At 57.0% G+C, this 18641-nt stretch carries 19 protein-coding genes, 1 other RNA gene and 1 pseudogene; 12 read left to right on the top strand and 9 right to left on the bottom strand.

Going from position 1 to position 18641, the window contains the following annotated elements; genetic code table 11:
• Positions 1-2: 2 nt before the first annotated feature.
• From AAHB66_RS19325 to AAHB66_RS19305, 5 genes and pseudogenes are all read right to left on the bottom strand, one after another.
• Positions 3-653, bottom strand: coding sequence for an ATP-binding cassette domain-containing protein (locus AAHB66_RS19325; protein WP_347114114.1), 651 nt, complete (start codon positions 651-653; stop codon positions 3-5).
• Positions 647-1324, bottom strand: coding sequence for an ABC transporter ATP-binding protein (locus AAHB66_RS19320; RefSeq protein WP_347114113.1), 678 nt, complete (start codon positions 1322-1324; stop codon positions 647-649). The genes AAHB66_RS19325 and AAHB66_RS19320 overlap by 7 nt, the downstream gene beginning before the upstream one ends.
• Positions 1312-2019: an energy-coupling factor transporter transmembrane component T gene (locus AAHB66_RS19315; RefSeq protein ID WP_347114111.1), complete on the bottom strand. Its 708-nt coding sequence runs from the start codon at positions 2017-2019 to the stop codon at positions 1312-1314. The genes AAHB66_RS19320 and AAHB66_RS19315 overlap by 13 nt, the downstream gene beginning before the upstream one ends.
• Positions 2020-2598 carry an ECF transporter S component gene (locus AAHB66_RS19310; protein WP_347116522.1) on the bottom strand — a complete coding sequence of 193 codons (579 nt, stop codon included), beginning with the start codon at positions 2596-2598 and terminating at the stop codon, positions 2020-2022.
• 36 nt (positions 2599-2634) lie between these two features.
• Positions 2635-3051: pseudogene (locus AAHB66_RS19305) on the bottom strand (PPC domain-containing DNA-binding protein); the annotation flags it as partial.
• A 376-nt stretch (positions 3052-3427) separates the two neighbouring features.
• Here AAHB66_RS19305 and epd point away from each other — a divergent pair.
• The 6 genes from epd to AAHB66_RS19275 all read left to right on the top strand — a co-directional run bounded on the left by epd (position 3428) and on the right by AAHB66_RS19275 (position 9536).
• Positions 3428-4447: an erythrose-4-phosphate dehydrogenase gene (gene epd, locus AAHB66_RS19300; protein ID WP_106994362.1), complete on the top strand. Its 1020-nt coding sequence runs from the start codon at positions 3428-3430 to the stop codon at positions 4445-4447.
• A 49-nt stretch (positions 4448-4496) separates the two neighbouring features.
• Positions 4497-5660 carry a phosphoglycerate kinase gene (gene pgk / locus AAHB66_RS19295; RefSeq protein WP_032613905.1) on the top strand — a complete coding sequence of 388 codons (1164 nt, stop codon included), beginning with the start codon at positions 4497-4499 and terminating at the stop codon, positions 5658-5660.
• Positions 5661-5749: 89 nt separating this feature from the next.
• Positions 5750-6829 (top strand): class II fructose-bisphosphate aldolase, encoded by a 1080-nt coding sequence (gene fbaA, locus AAHB66_RS19290; protein WP_032613902.1) that lies wholly within the window; start codon positions 5750-5752, stop codon positions 6827-6829.
• Positions 6830-7017: 188 nt separating this feature from the next.
• On the top strand, positions 7018-7875 hold the full coding sequence (locus AAHB66_RS19285; protein WP_347114109.1) for a small-conductance mechanosensitive channel MscS: 858 nt from the start codon (positions 7018-7020) through the stop codon (positions 7873-7875).
• A gap of 141 nt (positions 7876-8016) precedes the next feature.
• The gene (gene argO / locus AAHB66_RS19280) at positions 8017-8652 is read left to right on the top strand and encodes an arginine exporter ArgO (RefSeq protein ID WP_347114108.1); all 636 of its coding nucleotides are present in this window, start codon (positions 8017-8019) and stop codon (positions 8650-8652) included.
• A gap of 92 nt (positions 8653-8744) precedes the next feature.
• Positions 8745-9536: an oxidative stress defense protein gene (locus AAHB66_RS19275; RefSeq protein WP_347114107.1), complete on the top strand. Its 792-nt coding sequence runs from the start codon at positions 8745-8747 to the stop codon at positions 9534-9536.
• A gap of 59 nt (positions 9537-9595) precedes the next feature.
• Here AAHB66_RS19275 and argP read toward each other — a convergent pair whose 3' ends face one another.
• Positions 9596-10489, bottom strand: a complete 894-nt coding sequence (gene argP, locus AAHB66_RS19270) for a DNA-binding transcriptional regulator ArgP (RefSeq protein WP_106994367.1) — start codon at positions 10487-10489, stop codon at positions 9596-9598.
• Between the two features lie 150 nt (positions 10490-10639).
• Here argP and rpiA point away from each other — a divergent pair, with 150 nt between their 5' ends.
• Positions 10640-11299: a ribose-5-phosphate isomerase RpiA gene (gene rpiA / locus AAHB66_RS19265; protein ID WP_166185451.1), complete on the top strand. Its 660-nt coding sequence runs from the start codon at positions 10640-10642 to the stop codon at positions 11297-11299.
• Positions 11300-11567: 268 nt separating this feature from the next.
• Complete coding sequence (serA, locus tag AAHB66_RS19260) at positions 11568-12800, top strand: phosphoglycerate dehydrogenase (RefSeq protein WP_225758107.1); 1233 nt, start codon at positions 11568-11570, stop codon at positions 12798-12800.
• Positions 12801-12902: 102 nt separating this feature from the next.
• On the opposite strand, the gene AAHB66_RS19255 is transcribed toward serA, so the two are convergent.
• From AAHB66_RS19255 to zapA, 3 genes are all read right to left on the bottom strand, one after another.
• Complete coding sequence (locus tag AAHB66_RS19255; RefSeq protein ID WP_106994370.1) at positions 12903-13499, bottom strand: 5-formyltetrahydrofolate cyclo-ligase; 597 nt, start codon at positions 13497-13499, stop codon at positions 12903-12905.
• A gap of 25 nt (positions 13500-13524) precedes the next feature.
• Positions 13525-13708: non-coding RNA, 6S RNA (ssrS, locus tag AAHB66_RS19250), on the bottom strand.
• Between the two features lie 41 nt (positions 13709-13749).
• Positions 13750-14079, bottom strand: a complete 330-nt coding sequence (gene zapA, locus AAHB66_RS19245) for a cell division protein ZapA (RefSeq protein ID WP_032613890.1) — start codon at positions 14077-14079, stop codon at positions 13750-13752.
• A 167-nt stretch (positions 14080-14246) separates the two neighbouring features.
• On the opposite strand from zapA, the gene AAHB66_RS19240 reads away from it, so the two are divergent.
• Genes AAHB66_RS19240 through ubiI form a run of 4 tightly spaced genes read left to right on the top strand, consistent with a single transcriptional unit; the run spans position 14247 to position 18550 of the window.
• On the top strand, positions 14247-14825 hold the full coding sequence (locus tag AAHB66_RS19240) for a YecA family protein (RefSeq protein WP_146145529.1): 579 nt from the start codon (positions 14247-14249) through the stop codon (positions 14823-14825).
• 21 nt (positions 14826-14846) lie between these two features.
• Positions 14847-16160, top strand: a complete 1314-nt coding sequence (gene pepP / locus AAHB66_RS19235) for a Xaa-Pro aminopeptidase (protein WP_347114106.1) — start codon at positions 14847-14849, stop codon at positions 16158-16160.
• Positions 16157-17335, top strand: a complete 1179-nt coding sequence (gene ubiH, locus AAHB66_RS19230; RefSeq protein ID WP_347114105.1) for a 2-octaprenyl-6-methoxyphenyl hydroxylase — start codon at positions 16157-16159, stop codon at positions 17333-17335. Before pepP ends, ubiH begins: the two co-directional genes overlap by 4 nt.
• Before the next feature lie 12 nt (positions 17336-17347).
• Entirely contained in the window at positions 17348-18550 is a 1203-nt protein-coding gene (ubiI, locus tag AAHB66_RS19225; protein WP_347114104.1) for an FAD-dependent 2-octaprenylphenol hydroxylase, read from the top strand.
• Positions 18551-18641: the final 91 nt, after the last annotated feature.

Raw genomic sequence — 18641 nt, 5'->3', positions numbered from 1 at the left:
TTTTATGGCGATAACCGACCTGCCTCCAGACGAACCACGCGCGAGAAATGACGCCGGGTAAAGGCCGGGTCATGACAGATCGCCACGATGCTGGTTCCCCGCTGACGACAGACCTCCAGCCAGTTTTCAAATACCGACAGCCAGTGGGGATCAAAGTCCCGGCTGGGTTCATCCAACAGCAGAACCTCTGGCGCCATCGCCTCCAGACTGGCGACGGCCACCATTCGCCGCTGCGCGGTATGCAGATCCAGAGGATGCGCGTCGGCAACCTCCTCTAACCGGCACAGCTGTAATGCGGCCTGAGTACGGCGCGCAATGTCTGCCGCCGGTAATTTTTGCAGCTTCAGGCCAAACGCCACCTCTTCGGCAACTTTACTGTGGAAAATCTGGTTTTCCGCCTCCTGAAACAGCACGCCGACATGACGGGCACGCTGGCGGTTTTTCAGGTGGGCTATCGGTTCATCCTTGAAGAGCACCTCCCCGGAGGAGGGGGCAAGAAGCCCGGCCATGATGCGCAACAGCGTGGATTTTCCCGCGCCATTATCACCCGTCAGTGCCAGCCATTCGCCTTCCCCAAGCGCAAGAGAGATGTCGCGCAGGCACTCATCTGCCGCGCCTGGCCAGCGATACCTGACCTGATTGAGGGTTAACATAAGGGGTGTAATGCTCCGTCGCGCAGCTGCCAGGCCTGCTGGCAGTGGGGAATAAAAGGGGAAGGGTTGCGCTCGAATAGCACAATCAGAGCCTGTTGTTCCAGCGCCCAGCGGTGCAGCCGAACCAGCAGCCTGTCGGTGGCTTGCGCGGTCAGGCGGCTAAAAGCTTCATCGAGGATCAACAGCCGGGGCAGCATGGCGAGCGCGCTGGCGATCGCTATGCGCTGAGTCTCACCGCCGGAGAGCGTCCCGGGATGGCGCTGGCGCAGCGGCTGACAGTCGGTCAGGGTGAGTGCCGCGTCAATGCGCTGCAAAATTTCCGCTTCATCCAGGCAGAGGTTTTCCGGGCCAAACGCCACCTCCTCCTCAACGCTGAAGGTACAGCCGGAAAGCTGCAGATAAGGCGACTGCTGCACCAGCTGGATGGTGGATGCCCGTTCCACGAGGGACAGCTCTCCAACCGGCGTTCCCAGCAGAAGACCTTTGCCTGCGATCTTCCCGGGCAGGAAATCCGGGTACCAGCCCGCCATAAGCTGCGCCAGGGTGCTTTTCCCGCTGCCGTTATCGCCAAAAATTGCCACCATTCCCGGCCCGGAACAGTGAAAGTCCAGGCATGAAGGCGGATGGGTGGCATGGAGGGGGAGAAAACGAAACTGCTCTAGCGTAACCATATCCAGACTCCCGTTTCCGTCACCATCAGCAGAACCATGCCGTAGCGCGCCAGGCGCTGCAAGGTGCTGTCCTGCGGAGCCCACAGCGTGGTGCGCGTGCGATGCAGGCGAAAGCCGCGCATATCCAGCGCCGCTCCGCGTACGGCTAAATCATTGAGCGCATTGTGGGTGAGCGGCACAATCAGAGCTGGGATCGCGGTCAGACGCTGATACCAGGCCTCATCCAGCGGCACGCCCCGCGCCCGCTGGGCTTCATGAATTATCGTCAGCTGGCGTTTAAGCTGTTCAACCACCAGCAGCGGGCCGGCAAACAGGTAGGCCACGCCAGGCGGCAGACGGGAGGCAAACAGCGCCCGGATAAAGCGCTGAACCGGAACATAGGCCATCCACAGCTGCGACGTCGAGACAATGGCCAGGATGCGCAGCCACAGGGTGATGGCGTGCGCCCAGCGCTGCGGATCGCGAGGCTGACCGCTGATCCACTCTACCAGCATGCCGCCATGCACCAGCCATAACCCCGTCCCCAGAGGGATCATCAGTAAGGCAACATACTTTGCCCGCCTGCGGGTAGGTTTCAGCACCAGCAGGCAGAGAAAGGTGGCCAGGCTGTAAACGGGCAGCAGGGTCTGGGCTGGCAGCAGCAAGGTGCTGCAGGCCGCCAGCGCCCACAAGGTTAACGAGGTAAAGGGGTGCATTTAGCGCACGGCTGACATCGTCGGGAACTGGCGCGTGGTGCGTAAGGGCAGCTGGCGCAGCAGGATCCACACCAGCACTGCGGTCAGCACCTTATCAACCAGATTGGCGCCCAGCACGGTGATGGCGACCGACTCCACCAGGTTTTGCCCGACGGCCTGGAACCAGGCGACAAACAGATCTGCGCCGCCTCCGGTGACGCCGCCAAAGAGGGTGGTGCGTAACGGTACCGCAACCAGGGTGACGGCGAGAGTAATAACGATCCCGCTGATGACCACTTTCGGCAGGGTGCGAAACCAGCCCGCCCGCGCCAGCCAGCCGGCGACCAGCCCGATAACCATAGCCACTGGTGCAAAGGCGGCGGCAATGGGATCGGTTAACAGCCCCCACAGCAGGTTGGTCAGCAGACCGGTCAACATGCCGATGACCGGGCCGAGCAGTACGGCGCTAATCAAGGTGCCGATGGAGTCGAGGAAAATGGGCAGCTTAAGCATGCTGATCAGCTGACCGCCGATCATGTTAATGGCAATAGCGATCACAATCAGGACCAAAGCCTGGCTGGAAAACGGGCGACGCGACATAGAGAAACCTCTTGTTGAGTGGTCAATTAACGGGGGGGAGATATGCAGTTCGTCATAGCCGGAAAGCGGGCAGGGCTGGCGGCTAAATGCCAGATCCCTCAGCTCACCGATCACTAACTCAAGGGTGGTGCGCACGGTGCAGCCTGGCATCATATGACCTCCCAGCATCGCCCCTTGTGGGTCCGATACGCTGAGGTGCAGATGTTCGCCGGTCAGCTCAAGCGTGCCATTGAGGGAGATAATTTCCCAGGTTCCGGTGAGCAGGGTGGTGGCCTCCTGTCCGGCATAGCGCAGCGCGACGTCGGTCAGGCTACCGGTACAGCCAGCAATCCAGGCGGCGCGTAGCTGTTGCTGTTGCACAAAGCCCCGCAGCTGCGAAAACACTTCCTGGCCGGGAAGCAGACGAAGGGCATAAAAGCGGGCTTCTGATGAAGAGGTGCGAGGCATGGTCATAATTTGCAGGTCTCCGAGACTCGGACGAGCCGCACATAATATCGGCACCGGAGGATATGCTTTCTGATATAAATCAGGATTTACGCCGCGACAACGAAAAGATATTGCTACGCTTATTCACGATTCTGGAATATGGAATAAAACCGGTGATAATTGCACTTTAAATGTGACGCACGTCATATAGCTGGCTTATTGGTCTGGACAGACATTCCCTTTATTCCATGTTTCGCTTATTCTAGCTGAAGCGTTTCAGTCGATTAAACGTTCGACAAATGACCAATCAGTTGGAGTTTGTGACAGGCGAGGATTCCCCTCAGAGCGTTGCTGCATTACTCTGTCAGCCACCTCGAATCAGGGAAAGCTTTGCAGGAGACTTATGACCGTACGCGTAGCGATTAATGGTTTCGGTCGCATCGGACGCAACGTGGTTCGTGCTTTATATGAATCCGGGCGTCGGGCGGAAATGACCGTGGTGGCCATCAATGAACTGGCGGATGCCGCAGGCATGGCGCATTTATTGAAGTATGACACCAGCCATGGGCGCTTTGCCTGGGACGTTCGTCAGGAGAGAGAGCAGCTGTTCGTTGGTGATGACGTGATTCGTGTGCTGCACGAGCAGACGATCGACGCCTTACCCTGGCGTGAGCTGGGCGTGGATGTGGTGCTCGACTGTACCGGCGTCTACGGCAATCGCGAACACGGCGAAGCCCATCTGGCGGCTGGCGCGAAGAAAGTGCTCTTCTCACATCCCGGCAGTAACGATCTCGATGCCACGGTGGTTTACGGCGTTAACCATCATGAGCTGCAAGCGGAACACCGCATCGTCTCCAATGCCTCCTGCACCACCAACTGTATTATTCCGGTCATCAAACTGCTGGACGATGCCTATGGCATTGAATCGGGCACCGTGACCACGATTCATTCCGCCATGCACGATCAGCAGGTCATTGACGCATACCACCCGGATCTGCGACGCACTCGCGCGGCGAGTCAGTCCATTATTCCGGTGGATACCAAACTGGCGGCCGGTATTACCCGAATTTTCCCCCAGTTTGAAGACCGTTTTGAAGCCATCGCCGTGCGTGTTCCTACTATTAACGTGACGGCGATCGACCTCAGCGTAACCGTGAAAAAACCGGTAAAAGCCTGTGAGGTCAACCTGTTGCTGCAAAAAGCGGCACAGCAAGCATTTCATGGTATAGTTGACTATACGGAATTACCGTTGGTCTCAGTAGATTTTAACCACGATCCGCATAGCGCCATTGTTGATGGCACTCAAACGCGCGTGAGTGGAGCGCATCTGATCAAAACGCTGGTCTGGTGTGATAACGAATGGGGCTTTGCTAACAGGATGCTCGACACCACGTTAGCCATGGCCGCACAAGGTTTCAGGTAAGACGCGTATTGCGTCTGCAAAACTTTAAGAATCAACGAGAGGATTCACCATGTCTGTAATTAAGATGACCGATCTGGATCTGGCAGGTAAACGCGTTTTCATCCGTGCGGATCTGAACGTACCGGTTAAAGATGGGAAAGTGACCAGCGACGCGCGTATCCGTGCATCTCTGCCAACCATCGAACTGGCACTGAAGCAGGGCGCGAAAGTGATGGTCACCTCCCACCTGGGTCGTCCGACCGAAGGCGAGTACAACGAAGAATTCTCTCTGCTGCCGGTTGTTAATTACCTGAAAGACAAACTGTCCAGCCCGGTACGTCTGGTTAAAGACTACCTGGACGGCGTTGAAGTTGCTGAAGGTGAGCTGGTTGTTCTGGAAAACGTTCGCTTCAACAAAGGCGAGAAGAAAGACGACGAAACCCTGTCCAAAAAATACGCTGCCCTGTGCGACGTGTTCGTAATGGATGCTTTCGGTACCGCTCACCGTGCGCAGGCTTCTACTCACGGTATCGGTAAATTCGCTGACGTCGCCTGTGCAGGTCCGCTGCTGGCTGACGAACTGGAAGCACTGGGCAAAGCCCTGAAAGAACCAGCTCGTCCAATGGTTGCTATCGTTGGTGGTTCTAAAGTGTCTACCAAACTGACCGTTCTGGACTCTCTGTCCAAAATCGCTGACCAGCTGATCGTGGGTGGCGGTATCGCCAACACCTTCGTTGCCGCTCAGGGCCACAACGTGGGTAAATCCCTGTACGAAGCAGACCTGGTTGACGAAGCCAAACGCCTGCTGACTACCTGTGATATCCCTGTTCCAACTGACGTTCGCGTGGCAACCGAGTTCTCTGAAACCGCAACCGCTGAGCTGAAATCTGTCTCTGACATCAAAAACGAAGAGCAGATTCTGGACCTGGGCGATGCCTCTGCAGAGAAACTGGCTGAAATCCTGAAGAATGCGAAAACCATTCTGTGGAACGGCCCGGTTGGCGTGTTCGAATTCCCGAACTTCCGTAAAGGTACTGAAATCGTGGCTAACGCGATTGCAGACAGCGAAGCATTCTCCATTGCTGGCGGCGGTGACACCCTGGCAGCCATCGATCTGTTCGGTATTTCCGACAAGATCTCCTACATCTCCACTGGCGGCGGCGCATTCCTCGAATTCGTGGAAGGCAAAGTTCTGCCAGCAGTAGCCATGCTCGAAGAGCGCGCTAAGAAGTAAGCCATTTTAGGGCAGGGAAACCTGCCCAATTTTCAGCGTGCTTTTAAGAGCTCGCCCCTTTCCAAGGCCGAAGATACAGGACTCGCAACATGTCTAAAATTTTTGATTTCGTAAAACCTGGCGTGATCACTGGTGATGACGTTCAGAAGGTGTTCCAGGTAGCAAAAGAAAATAACTTTGCTCTGCCAGCTGTTAACTGCGTCGGTACCGACTCAATCAACGCCGTACTGGAAGCCGCAGCAAAAGTTAAAGCTCCGGTAATCGTTCAGTTCTCCAACGGCGGCGCTGCGTTTATCGCAGGTAAAGGCGTGAAAACTGACGTTCCTCAGGGCGCGGCAATCCTGGGCGCAATCTCTGGCGCACATCACGTACACCAGATGGCTGAGCACTACGGTGTTCCGGTTATCCTGCACACTGACCACTGCGCGAAGAAACTGCTGCCGTGGATCGACGGTCTGCTGGACGCTGGCGAAAAACACTTCGCGGCAACCGGTAAGCCACTGTTCTCTTCTCACATGATCGACCTGTCTGAAGAGTCTCTGGAAGAGAACATCGAGATCTGCTCCAAATACCTGGCGCGCATGGCCAAAATGGACATGACTCTGGAAATCGAACTGGGTTGCACCGGTGGCGAAGAAGACGGCGTGGACAACAGCCATATGGACGCTTCTGCCCTGTACACTCAGCCAGAAGACGTTGATTACGCCTACACCGAACTGAGCAAAATCAGCCCACGTTTCACCATCGCTGCTTCCTTCGGTAACGTGCACGGCGTGTACAAGCCAGGCAACGTGGTTCTGACTCCAACCATTCTGCGTGATTCTCAGGAATACGTTTCCAAGAAACACAACCTGCCGCACAACAGCCTGAACTTCGTCTTCCACGGCGGTTCCGGTTCTTCTGCTCAGGAAATCAAAGACTCCGTAAGCTACGGTGTTATCAAAATGAACATCGATACCGACACCCAATGGGCAACCTGGGACGGTATCCTGCAGTACTACAAAACCAACGAAGCTTACCTGCAGGGCCAGCTGGGCAACCCGAAAGGCGAAGACCAGCCGAACAAGAAATACTACGATCCACGCGTATGGCTGCGTTCAGCCCAGACCTCTATGGTGACGCGTCTGGAGCAGGCATTCAAAGAGCTGAACGCGGTTGACGTTCTGTAATTTGCGCTGCTAAAAGCCTCAGAAAGCCCGCGTTAATCGCGGGCTTTTTTTATGCTTTTTCAACTGGCTACAGGCACTATTTATGTGATCTGTTTGGCAAAACTCCCCGCTTTTGTTTACCCTTTACTAACTTGCCTGCCTCGATGGGGGATGCATTTTTATGGTCTGGCTTAGATAAGGAATTTTGAATGGAAGATCTCGGTGTTGTAGATAGCATCAATAACGCGGGCTCCTGGCTGGTGCGTAACCAGGCATTGCTGTTGAGTTACGCCGTCAACATTGTGGCGGCTATCGCCATTATCATCATCGGTATGATCGTGGCGCGCATCATCTCTAATGCGGTTAACCGCGTGATGCGTGCGCGTCATATTGATGCCACTGTGGCAGATTTCCTCTCTGCGCTGGTGCGTTACGGCGTTATCGCATTCACGCTGATCGCGGCCCTTGGCCGTGTCGGGGTGCAAACGGCGTCGGTTATTGCTGTACTGGGTGCCGCCGGTCTGGCCATTGGTCTGGCCTTGCAGGGCTCGCTGTCAAACCTGGCTGCCGGGGTACTGCTGGTGACCTTCCGTCCTTTCCGCTCCGGTGAGTATGTCGACCTGGGCGGCGTGGCCGGTACGGTGCTGCAGGTGCAGATCTTCTCTACCACCCTGCGCAGCGCGGATGGCCGTATGGTGGTGATCCCGAACGGGAAAATCATCGCCAACAATATCATCAACTTCTCCCGCGAGCCCGTCCGTCGCAATGAGTTCATCATTGGCGTGGCGTATGACTCGGACATCGACAAGGTGAAGCAACTGCTCACCAATATTATCGAGTCGGATGACCGCATTCTGAAAGATCGCGAGATGACCGTTCGCCTGAACGAGCTGGGTGCCTCCTCGATCAACTTTGTGGTGCGCGTCTGGAGCCACAGCGGTGATTTGCAGAGCGTGTACTGGGACGTGCTGGAACGCGTGAAGCGCGACTTTGACGCCAACGGCATCAGCTTCCCGTATCCGCAGATGGACGTAAACTTCAAGCGCGTGAAGGAAACGGCGGAATAATACTTTCCCCATAACCCGGCACGCGCAATGCGTGCCGGGTTTAATCAGTTTCACTTATTGCCAATTAATATTATCCATTTCCTCTTATTATCCTCCCGCAGTATAGTCTGCCCTCAAGACAGTTTTTTGAGATTAATCCCCATGTTATCTTTTTACATTCAAGGGCTTATGATTGGCGCAGCGATGATCCTGCCCCTCGGCCCGCAAAATGCGTTCGTCATGAATCAGGGCATTCGTCGTCAGTATCATCTGATGATTGCGCTGCTCTGCGCGGTGAGCGATATGCTCCTCATCTGCGCCGGGATTTTCGGCGGCAGCGCGCTGCTGATGCAGTCCCCCTGGCTGCTGGCGCTGGTCACCTGGGGCGGGGTGGCGTTTCTGCTGTGGTATGGCTTTGGTGCTCTGAAAACGGCGATGGGCAACGATATTGAGCTGGCCAGCGCCGAAGTGATGAAGCAGGGGCGCTGGAAAATTATCGTCACCATGCTGGCGGTCACATGGCTCAATCCGCATGTCTATCTGGATACCTTCGTGGTGCTGGGCAGCCTGGGTGGGCAGCTCGATGCCGAGCCAAGACGCTGGTTTGCGCTGGGTACCGTCAGCGCCTCTTTCCTGTGGTTCTTTGGGCTGGCGCTGCTTGCCGCCTGGCTGGCTCCCCGTCTGCGCACCGCCAAAGCCCAGCGCATTATCAACGGCCTGGTCGGTGTGGTGATGTGGGTTATCGCTTTCCAACTGGCAAAAGAGGGGATTCATCATATTCGGGAACTATTCGACTAAGCGTTGTCTTATGGACATTCGACCAGCAGCCGCTAAGCTTGCTGGCATGCGCCCTGTTACATGGGCACTCTTCGCAACATGGAGGAATAAAAGTGAAGTTGAATGTAATCGCCCTGGCGGCATTAATAGGTTTTGGCGCAGCATCCGTTCAGGCCAGTGAACTGCCTGACAGCCCGCACATTGTGACCTCCGGTACCGCCAGCGTTGATGCGGCCCCGGATATTGCAACCTTAGCCATCGAAGTGAACGTGGCGGCAAAAGATGCCGCTACCGCCAAGAAACAGGCAGACGATCGCGTTGCGCAATATCTCTCTTTCCTGGAGCAGAACGGCGTCGCTAAAAAAGATATCAATTCTGCCAACCTGCGTACTCAGCCGGATTATGACTATAAGGATGGCAAAAGCATCCTGAAAGGTTACCGCGCGGTGCGTACCGTGGAAGTCACGGTGCGTCAGCTTGATAAGCTCAACTCCCTGCTGGATGGCGCGCTGAAAGCGGGTCTGAACGAAATCCGTTCTGTCTCCCTGGGTGTTGCGCAACCTGAGAAGTATAAAGACGAAGCGCGTAAAGCGGCGATTGATGATGCCGTGCGTCAGGCGCAGCAGCTGGCTTCTGGCTTTAACAGCAAGCTGGGCCCGGTTTACAGCGTCCGTTACCACGTCTCTAACTATCAGCCGAGCCCGATGGTACGCATGATGAAAGCGGAAGCGGCGCCAGTCTCTGCGCAGGATACCTACGAACAGCCAACCATTCAGTTTGACGATCAGGTTGACGTGGTGTTCCAGCTGGAGCCAGCGCAGGGTCAGCAGCAGAACCAGCAGGTTCAGCAGACTCAGCCGGTTCAGCAGAATCAGCAGCAGGATACGGCGACTAAAGCACCGTAAGTCTGGTATTCAGCACAGAAAAAAGGCCGGGTCAGCGTTAATGCGACCCGGCCTTTTTATTAGTCCTGACGCAGGACTTTATGTCCATGGGCCAGCAGCGCGTCGGTGACGTTGCGCATCATCCGGCTTTCCGGGGCAAAGCGGTGCCAGTAGAGCATACGGCGCTGGTGTAAGCCTGGTGTCAGGTCGATCAGCTCGCCGCTGTTCAGCTCTTTCTCGATCTGCAGATGCGGGATCATGCAGCAGGTGGTGCCCTGACGTGCCAGCTGGACGAAGGCTTCGGAGGAGTTCACGATATGGCAAGGTACGCTGCCCGGCGGCAGGTCGAAGTTCTGCTGTAAAAATGCCTGATGCATGTCATCAAGATGGTCAAAGGCTACGGCAGGTGCTTTCAGCAGCGCCGCGCGGGTAACGCCATTCGGGAAGTAACGCTCGGCAAAGGCTTTTGAGCCAACGAACAGATAATCCAGCGCCCCCAGCTGATCCACCAGGCAGCTTGGCAGCGCCTGAGGTTGGATACTGACTGCACCCACTACTTCACCGCGGCGCAGACGCTCCTGGGTACGGGTTTCGTCTTCAACCTGCAGATTCAGGCGAATAGGCGAATCGGCCAGCACCGGGGCGAGGGCAGGGAGGAGCCAGGTTGCCAGACTGTCGGCGTTGACCGCCAGAGAGAGCAGCAGCGGCGTAGAGCCAGTCTGTTCGTCGCCCAGCCACTCATCTTCCAGCAGCTCAACCTGACGCAGTAGCGCCAGCAGCTTTTGCCCCTGTTCGGTTGGACGCGGCGGCACGGTACGAACCAGCAGCGGCTGCCCGAACATGTTTTCAAGCTGTTTGATTCGTTGTGAAACAGCGGATTGGGTAATGCACAGCTTTTGTGCTGCGCGTTCGAATCCGCGTTCACGAATAACGGCATCAAGCGCCTGTAATGTTCTGTAGTCCGGACGTTTCATTGCTCTGGCTGACTCCCAAAAAATTCAATACTTCGCACTATGACATAAATTTATGTTTGATACAGACGAAATTGGTGACCTCGCAGATCACATGGCGCAGGCGAATGCTCTATAATGCGCGTCACGCAAAATCATCACGGGCACGAGATCATGACGCAGGATGAACTGAAAAAAGCAGTAGGATGGGCCGCTCTCCAGTATGTACAGCCGGGTACCATTGTCGGCGTGGGCACAGGGTCAACGGCAGCACACTTTATTGATGCGCTGGGCACCATGAAAGGCCAGATCGAGGGCGCGGTTTCCAGCTCCGATGCCTCCACGGAAAAGCTGAAAAGCCTGGGGATCACCGTTTTCGATCTCAACGACGTTGACCGTCTGGGGATCTACGTCGACGGCGCGGATGAGATCAACGGCCATATGCAGATGATCAAGGGCGGTGGCGCGGCGCTGACGCGTGAGAAAATCATCGCCTCCGTGGCTGACAAGTTTATCTGTATCGCCGATGCCTCCAAGCAGGTCGATATCCTCGGCAACTTCCCGCTGCCGGTTGAAGTGATCCCGATGGCGCGCAGCGCGGTTGCCCGCGAGCTGGTGAAACTGGGTGGCCGCCCGGAATACCGTCAGGGCGTGGTGACGGATAACGGGAATGTGATTCTGGATGTTCACGGTCTGGAGATCCTCGACGCCGTAGCGCTGGAGAATGCCATCAATGGTCTGCCAGGCGTGGTAACCGTAGGGTTATTCGCCAATCGTGGCGCGGACGTCGCGCTGATCGGCACTGCCGATGGCGTCAAAACCATCGTGAAATGATCTGACGGGGGGAGTCTCCCCCCCGCTAACTTTTTTTGCAACAGCGATATTCGGTGACTTGTGTCACATTTCGAAATCTCTCCTGACGATCCTGCCGCTTTCGTATTCCTTCACAGCATTATTCACTGCCAATTGGCGCTGTATGACATTTCTTCAGAGTCCCGACGCAAACGTTCATATTGCTGCAATAGTTTTTTTTGATATGTTGGCTGGAGCGGATTTCAATCCAGCACAACAACAGTTCAGACAATCAGACAGGGTCGGGGAAATGGCAAAGGTATCACTGGAGAAAGACAAGATTAAATTTCTGCTGGTCGAAGGGGTGCATCAGAAAGCACTGGATAACCTTCGTGCGGCAGGTTACACCAACATCGAATTTCACAAAGGCGCGCTGGATACCGAACAGCTGAAAGAGTCGATCCGCGACGCCCACTTCATTGGCCTGCGATCCCGTACCCACCTGACTGAAGACGTTATTGCCGCAGCAGAAAAACTGGTTGCGATTGGCTGCTTCTGTATCGGCACCAACCAGGTCGATCTCAATGCTGCTGCGAAGCGCGGTATCCCGGTATTCAACGCGCCATTCTCCAATACCCGTTCCGTGGCGGAGCTGGTGATCGGTGAACTTCTGCTGCTGCTGCGTGGCATCCCTGAAGCTAATGCCAAGGCCCACCGCGGGATCTGGAATAAACTGGCATCCGGCTCTTTTGAAGCGCGTGGTAAAAAGCTGGGCATTATCGGCTACGGCCACATCGGCACGCAGCTGGGCATTCTGGCGGAATCGCTGGGGATGCACGTCTTCTTCTACGACATCGAAAACAAGCTGCCGCTGGGGAATGCCACTCAGGTTCAGCATCTCTCCGACCTGCTCAACATGAGCGATGTCGTGAGCCTGCACGTGCCGGAAAACGCCTCCACCAAAAACATGATGGGTGCAGAAGAGCTGGCGCTGATGAAGCCGGGCTCGCTGCTGATCAACGCCGCGCGCGGTACGGTGGTGGATATCCCGGCGCTGTGCGAAGCTCTGAAAAGCAAACATCTGGCGGGTGCTGCCATCGATGTCTTCCCGACCGAGCCGGCGACCAACAGCGATCCGTTCACCTCGCCGCTGTGCGAGTTTGACAACGTGATCCTGACTCCGCACATCGGGGGCTCTACTCAGGAAGCGCAGGAAAACATTGGTCTCGAAGTAGCCGGTAAGCTGAGCAAATACTCTGACAACGGCTCAACCCTGTCGGCGGTTAACTTTCCGGAAGTCTCTCTGCCGCTGCACGGCGGACGTCGTCTGCTGCACATCCACGAAAACCGTCCGGGCGTGCTGACGGCCATTAACCAGATCTTCGCTGAGCAGGGCGTGAACATCGCCGCACAGTATCTGCAAACTAACGCCCAGATGGGTTATGTGGTTATCGATATCGAAGCGGATGAAGACGTTGCAGAGAAAGCGCTGCAGGGGATGAAGGCTATTCAAGGCACGATTCGCGCGCGCCTGCTGTATTGATTGTGCGGTTTGTGGTGTCGGGTGGCGCTTGCGCTTACCCGACCTACAAAGTCCGAGGGTTTATGTAGGCCGGGTAAGGCGTAGCCGCCACCCGGCTTTATTCTACCAGAGCCAGATTTTGCTGGGCGTCACCACCGCAGGCAGCGGAATATCCCATTTCTCTACCGGTAACGCGTCCACGCGCTGACAATCATGGGCATAGCCTACGGGCTGTAAGCCGTGCTGCTGCCAGTTTTGCAGAGTGCGATCGTAAAAACCTCCGCCCATACCCAAACGCTGTCCGCTCTCATCAAATGCCACCAGCGGCGTCACCAGTACGTCCAGCTGATCCAGCGGCAGCACGTCGCGCACGTCCAGCTTAGGTTCGGTGATTTTCAGACGATTCACCACCAGCTCGCTGTGAGGATGGTAGTGCAGAAACAGTAAGTTCCCCGGGCTGAACGGGTGAAGTACCGGCAGGTAGACTTTTTTCCCGGTGCGCCAGAGCTCATCGATCAGCGGTTGGGTATCGAGTTCGCCATCAAAAGAGAGGAACAGGGCAACGGTATGCGCCATCACGACGGGTGGATAAGCCATCATGCGGGCCGCGGCTTGCTGCGCGAAATGGGCTTGCTGTTCGGATGTTAAGGCTCGGCGTTGCTGACGGATAAACTGACGAATGTGTTGACGAGAGGCAGGGACTTCAGGAAGTTGCGTCATGGTAGTCGCTGGGTAGAAAGGTGAGGGAATCTCCGAGATGCCGCCGCAGGCTGTAACCCTTGAACCCTTGGTTCAAGGTGAATGTGTCGTCATAGTTTTAAGGCTTCTCGGACGAACCGAGCATGCTCACCAACCATGGAGCGCCACATTCTTGTGGTATGAAATATCGGCTCAGGGGACTGGCCCGCATGCGAACATCTCAGAGAAATTTTTCCTTCAGGGTCACTCTACCATAGTAGACCACGAAGTGTTATTCAAAGTTTTGCCCCGGTCTGTCTGTAATTCGACCCTGATCAAGCAATGCCTGTTCAATGGTCTGCTGGAGCATTTTAATGCGTTGTTCCATGCTCGCCGCGTAATCGCGGGTCTTCGCTTTTTCCTGAGCCAGTTCATAACTGATGTTCAACGCGGCGATGAAGACCAGCTGCTCAGTATTTGTGACTCTAGTGCGTTCTTTTAAATCTTGCAACCGCTGATTCAAATCATCCGCAGCCTGATTCAAAGCATCCCTTTGTTCAGGCGGACAATTCACTCGCAGCGAACGGCCAAAAATTTGGATATCGACGGGTTGTGCAGACATGCCACCTTCCTGCTGTTTGACTGCGCTGCCTTCACTTCCGCTACCGGGGGCTGCGAAGGGGCGACACTATAGCTACCCTGGCGTGTAGAAACAAGCCCTATTCTGGTTCACCAGGGTCCAAAGTGGTAGCATATCATGAATATTCCTCCCTTTGATGACGAATGAGCATGTCTATGCAGAACGAAATGCCTGGTTACAACGATGTCAGCCAGTTACTGAACCAGCAGGGAGTGGGTTTAACCCCGGCTGAAATGCACGGTCTGATCAGCGGGATGCTGTGTGGTGGAAACAACGACAGCTCATGGCTGCCGCTGGTTCACGACCTGACGAACGAGGGTCTGGCGTTTGGGCACGACCTCGCCCAGGCGTTGCGCAGCATGCATGGCGCAACCAGCGATGCGCTGGAAGACGACGGCTTCCTTTTTCAGCTTTATCTGCCTGATGGCGACGACGTCAGCGTGTTCGATCGCGCCGATGCGCTGGCCGGTTGGGTCAATCACTACCTGCTAGGGTTGGGTGTGACGCAGCCTAAGCTGGAAAAAGTGACGGGCGAGGCCGGGGAAGCGATCGACGATCTGCGTAACATCGCTCAGCTGGGCTACGATGAAGACGAAGATCAGGAAGAGCTGGAGATGTCACTGGAAGAGATCATCGAGTACGTGCGTGTGGCGTCGCTGCTTTGCCACGATACCTTTACGCGCGTAAAACCGACCGCGCCGGAAGTGCGCAAACCAACCTTACACTAATAACGATTCCAGGAGGGTGTCATGACTCAGCAAGAGTACCTTCGCCGCCGTCAGGCGCTGCTGGCGACTATGCAGCCGGGCAGCGCCGCGTTGATTTTTGCCGCACCGGAAGCCACGCGCAGCAACGATAGCGAATATCCGTACCGCCAGAGCAGTGATTTCTGGTACTTCACCGGCTTCAATGAGCCGGAGTCGGTGCTGGTGCTGATCAAAAGTCACGACACCCATAACCACAGCGTGCTGTTTAACCGCGTTCGGGATCTCACCGCCGAGATCTGGTTTGGCCGCCGTCTGGGCCAGCAGGCCGCGCCGGAAAAGCTGGGCGTGGATCGCGCCCTGGCGTTCAGCGAAATCAACGAGCAGCTCTACCAGCTGCTCAATGGCCTGGATGTGGTCTACCACGCGCAGGGTGAATACGCCTATGCCGATGAGATTGTCTTTGCCGCGCTGGATAAGCTGCGCAAAGGTTCCCGGCAAAATCTGAAAGCCCCTGCAACCCTCACCGACTGGCGTCCTGCCGTCCATGAACTACGCCTGTTTAAATCGGCGGAAGAGCTGGATGTGATGCGTAAGGCGGGTGAGATCAGCGCTCTGGCGCATACCCGGGCGATGCAAAAATGCCGTCCGGGGATGTTCGAATATCAGCTGGAAGGCGAAATTCACCATGAATTTACCCGCCACGGCGCACGCTATCCGGCCTATAACACCATCGTTGGCGGCGGTGAAAACGGCTGCATTCTGCACTACACCGAAAACGAATCGGAACTGCGGGATGGCGATCTGGTGCTGATCGACGCCGGATGCGAATTTAACGGCTATGCCGGGGATATCACCCGCACCTTCCCGGTCAACGGCAAATTCACCCCGGCCCAACGCGCCATCTACGACATCGTCCTGCAGTCGCTGGACACCGCGCTGATGCTGTTCCGCCCCGGTACCTCCATTCAGGACGTCACCGGCGAAGTGGTGCGCATTATGATTAGCGGCCTGGTGGATCTGGGGATCCTCAAGGGCGATGTCGAACAGCTGATTGCTGAGAACGCGCATCGTCCTTTCTTTATGCATGGCCTGAGCCACTGGCTGGGGCTGGATGTGCATGACGTGGGCGTCTACGGTCCGGAACGTTCCCGCGTGCTGGAGCCCGGAATGGTGCTGACCGTTGAACCGGGGCTCTATATCGCCCCGGATGCCGACGTGCCCGCCGAGTATCGCGGGATCGGCATTCGTATCGAAGATGACATCGTGATCACCGAATCCGGTAACGAAAACCTGACGGCTTCGGTAGTGAAAAACGCCGATGAGATTGAAGCCCTGATGGCGGCGGCTCGCCCATGAGCATCATCATCGTTGGCGGAGGCATGACCGGCGCCACCCTGGCGCTGACGATCTCCACCCTGACCCAGGGTAAACTGCAGGTCCATCTGGTTGAGGCCGTGGCGCCGCAGTCGAACGGCCATCCGGGGTTTGATGGCCGCGCCATCGCCCTGGCGCAGGGCACCTGCCAGCAGCTGGCCCGCAGCGGCATCTGGCAGGCGATTGCCGACTGCGCTACCGCGATCGAAACCGTTCATGTCAGCGACCGGGGCCACGCCGGGTTTGTCACTCTTGAGGCGCAGGATTATCGAATTGATGCGCTGGGGCAGGTGGTTGAGCTGCACGACGTAGGTCTGCGCCTGTTCCGCCTGTTGCAGGATGCCCCTGGCGTGACGCTGCATTGCCCGGCGCGCGTAGAACACTTCACCCGCAGCGAAACCTCGGTCAGCGTCACGCTGGATGACGGCAGTACGATCGAGGGTCAACTGCTGGTGGCGGCCGACGGCTCCCGTTCGGCGCTTGGCCAGCAGTGTGGCATCCAGTGGCAGCAGCAGCCATACCATCAGCTGGCGGTGATCGCCAATGTCGCCACCGCCGAACCGCACCGTGGCCGCGCCTTTGAACGTTTTACCCAACACGGTCCGCTGGCGATGCTGCCGATGTCGCAGGGGCGCAGCTCGCTGGTCTGGTGCCATCCGCTGGAAAAGGCGGATGACGTGCAGGGCTGGTCTGACGAACGCTTCTGCGCCGAGCTGCAAAAAGCCTTTGGCTGGCGGCTTGGGCGTATTACTCATGCCGGGAAGCGTTCGGTCTATCCGCTGGCATTAACCACCGCGTCGCAGTCTGTCTCCCATCGCGTCGCGCTGGTGGGCAATGCGGCGCAGACGCTACACCCCATCGCTGGACAGGGCTTTAACCTCGGACTGCGCGATGTGATGAGCCTTGCCGAAACGCTGGCGCAGGCCTTTGCCCAACAGCAGGATTGCGGCGCGTATCCAGTGCTGGGCCAGTATCAGAAACGACGTCAGGCAGATAAAGAAGCCACCATCGGCGTGACCGACGGGCTGGTGCATCTGTTTGCCAATCGCTGGGCACCGCTGGTTGCAGGGCGTAACCTGGGGCTGATGGCGATGGAATTATTCATTCCGGCACGCGACGTGCTGGCGCAGAGGACTCTCGGTTGGGTCGCTCGCTAAGGAGTAAACAAAGTGCAGAATGTTGATGTCGCCATTGTCGGTGGCGGAATGGTAGGACTGGCGCTGGCCTGCGGTCTGCAGGGTAGCGGTCTGCGCGTGGCGGTGCTGGAGCAGAAACCGCCTCAGCCTGTCGCTTCCGATGCGCCGCCTGAACTCCGGGTCTCGGCGATCAACGCCGCCAGTGAAAAGCTGCTGACCCGCATCGGCGTCTGGTCAGACATTATCGCCCAGCGCGCCAGCTGCTATCACGGGATGGAAGTGTGGGATAAAGACAGCTTCGGGCATATCGCCTTTGATGATGAGAGCATGGGCTACAGCCATCTTGGTCATATCATCGAAAACGCGGTGATTCACCATGCATTGTGGCAGAAAGCGCAGCAGTGCAGCGACGTCACGCTGATTGCCCCCGCGCAGCTGCAGCAGGTGGCCTGGGGCGAAAACGATGCCTTTATCACCCTGCAAAGCGGCGACATGCTGACCGCGCGCCTGGTGGTGGGGGCCGATGGCGCAAACTCCTGGCTGCGTAACAAAGCCGACATTCCGCTGACGTACTGGGACTACCGCCATCATGCGCTGGTCGCCACCATCCGCACCGCAGAGCCGCATCAGGCCGTGGCCCGGCAGATTTTCCATAACGACGGTATCCTCGCCTTTCTGCCCCTCAGCGATCCGCATCTCTGCTCGATCGTCTGGTCGCTGTCCCCTGAGAAGGCCCAGCAGATGCAGGAGGCGTCCGCCGAAGAGTTCAATCAGGCCCTGTGCGTGGCCTTTGATAACCGGCTGGGGCTCTGCACCGTCGAAAGCGAGCGTCAGGTGTTCCCGTTAACCGGTCGCTACGCGCGGCAGTTCGCGGCGCACCGTCTGGCGCTGGTGGGTGACGCGGCGCATACCATTCATCCGCTGGCCGGGCAGGGTGTGAACCTGGGCTTTATGGATGCCGCCGAGCTGGTGAGCGAGCTGCGCCGCCTGCATCGTGAGGGCAAGGATATCGGGCAGCATCTTTACCTGCGCCGGTACGAGCGCAGCCGTAAGCACAGCGCGGCCATGATGCTGGCGGGCATGCAGGGGTTCCGTGAACTCTTTGCCGGTGCCAATCCGGCGAAAAAACTGCTGCGCGATCTCGGCCTGAAACTGGCTGACACCCTCCCGGGCGTCAAACCCCAACTTCTGCGTCAGGCGATGGGTCTTAACGATCTGCCGGACTGGCTACTTTAATTTAGAACCCCGTCACACTTTATTCTGTCGGCCTGTGGGTCGGCAGAATTCCCTCGTTTGAAATAATCTAATTTCACCGACTTTTTCGCAT

The organism is Leclercia sp. S52 (assembly GCF_039727615.1).
In the GTDB taxonomy this organism is placed as follows: Bacteria; Pseudomonadota; Gammaproteobacteria; order Enterobacterales; family Enterobacteriaceae; genus Enterobacter; species Enterobacter adecarboxylatus_B.
The sequence above is the reverse complement of the archived record's forward strand: the minus strand, read 5'-3'. Positions and strand labels throughout refer to the sequence as shown.

What these genes read in the sequence shown, in the direction of transcription:
- AAHB66_RS19325 (WP_347114114.1), bottom strand. Translation starts at nt 653, where the DNA reads ATGTTAACCCTCAATCAGGTCAGGTATCGCTGGCCAGGCGCGGCAGAT.
- AAHB66_RS19255 (WP_106994370.1), bottom strand. Translation starts at nt 13,499, where the DNA reads ATGACGCAACTTCCTGAAGTCCCTGCCTCTCGTCAACACATTCGTCAG.
- fbaA (WP_032613902.1), top strand. Translation starts at nt 5,750, where the DNA reads ATGTCTAAAATTTTTGATTTCGTAAAACCTGGCGTGATCACTGGTGAT.
- zapA (WP_032613890.1), bottom strand. Translation starts at nt 14,079, where the DNA reads ATGTCTGCACAACCCGTCGATATCCAAATTTTTGGCCGTTCGCTGCGA.
- pgk (WP_032613905.1), top strand. Translation starts at nt 4,497, where the DNA reads ATGTCTGTAATTAAGATGACCGATCTGGATCTGGCAGGTAAACGCGTT.
- AAHB66_RS19285 (WP_347114109.1), top strand. Translation starts at nt 7,018, where the DNA reads ATGGAAGATCTCGGTGTTGTAGATAGCATCAATAACGCGGGCTCCTGG.
- argO (WP_347114108.1), top strand. Translation starts at nt 8,017, where the DNA reads ATGTTATCTTTTTACATTCAAGGGCTTATGATTGGCGCAGCGATGATC.
- AAHB66_RS19315 (WP_347114111.1), bottom strand. Translation starts at nt 2,019, where the DNA reads ATGCACCCCTTTACCTCGTTAACCTTGTGGGCGCTGGCGGCCTGCAGC.
- ubiH (WP_347114105.1), top strand. Translation starts at nt 16,157, where the DNA reads ATGAGCATCATCATCGTTGGCGGAGGCATGACCGGCGCCACCCTGGCG.
- serA (WP_225758107.1), top strand. Translation starts at nt 11,568, where the DNA reads ATGGCAAAGGTATCACTGGAGAAAGACAAGATTAAATTTCTGCTGGTC.
- rpiA (WP_166185451.1), top strand. Translation starts at nt 10,640, where the DNA reads ATGACGCAGGATGAACTGAAAAAAGCAGTAGGATGGGCCGCTCTCCAG.
- pepP (WP_347114106.1), top strand. Translation starts at nt 14,847, where the DNA reads ATGACTCAGCAAGAGTACCTTCGCCGCCGTCAGGCGCTGCTGGCGACT.
- AAHB66_RS19310 (WP_347116522.1), bottom strand. Translation starts at nt 2,598, where the DNA reads ATGTCGCGTCGCCCGTTTTCCAGCCAGGCTTTGGTCCTGATTGTGATC.
- AAHB66_RS19240 (WP_146145529.1), top strand. Translation starts at nt 14,247, where the DNA reads ATGTCTATGCAGAACGAAATGCCTGGTTACAACGATGTCAGCCAGTTA.
- argP (WP_106994367.1), bottom strand. Translation starts at nt 10,489, where the DNA reads ATGAAACGTCCGGACTACAGAACATTACAGGCGCTTGATGCCGTTATT.
- epd (WP_106994362.1), top strand. Translation starts at nt 3,428, where the DNA reads ATGACCGTACGCGTAGCGATTAATGGTTTCGGTCGCATCGGACGCAAC.
- AAHB66_RS19320 (WP_347114113.1), bottom strand. Translation starts at nt 1,324, where the DNA reads ATGGTTACGCTAGAGCAGTTTCGTTTTCTCCCCCTCCATGCCACCCAT.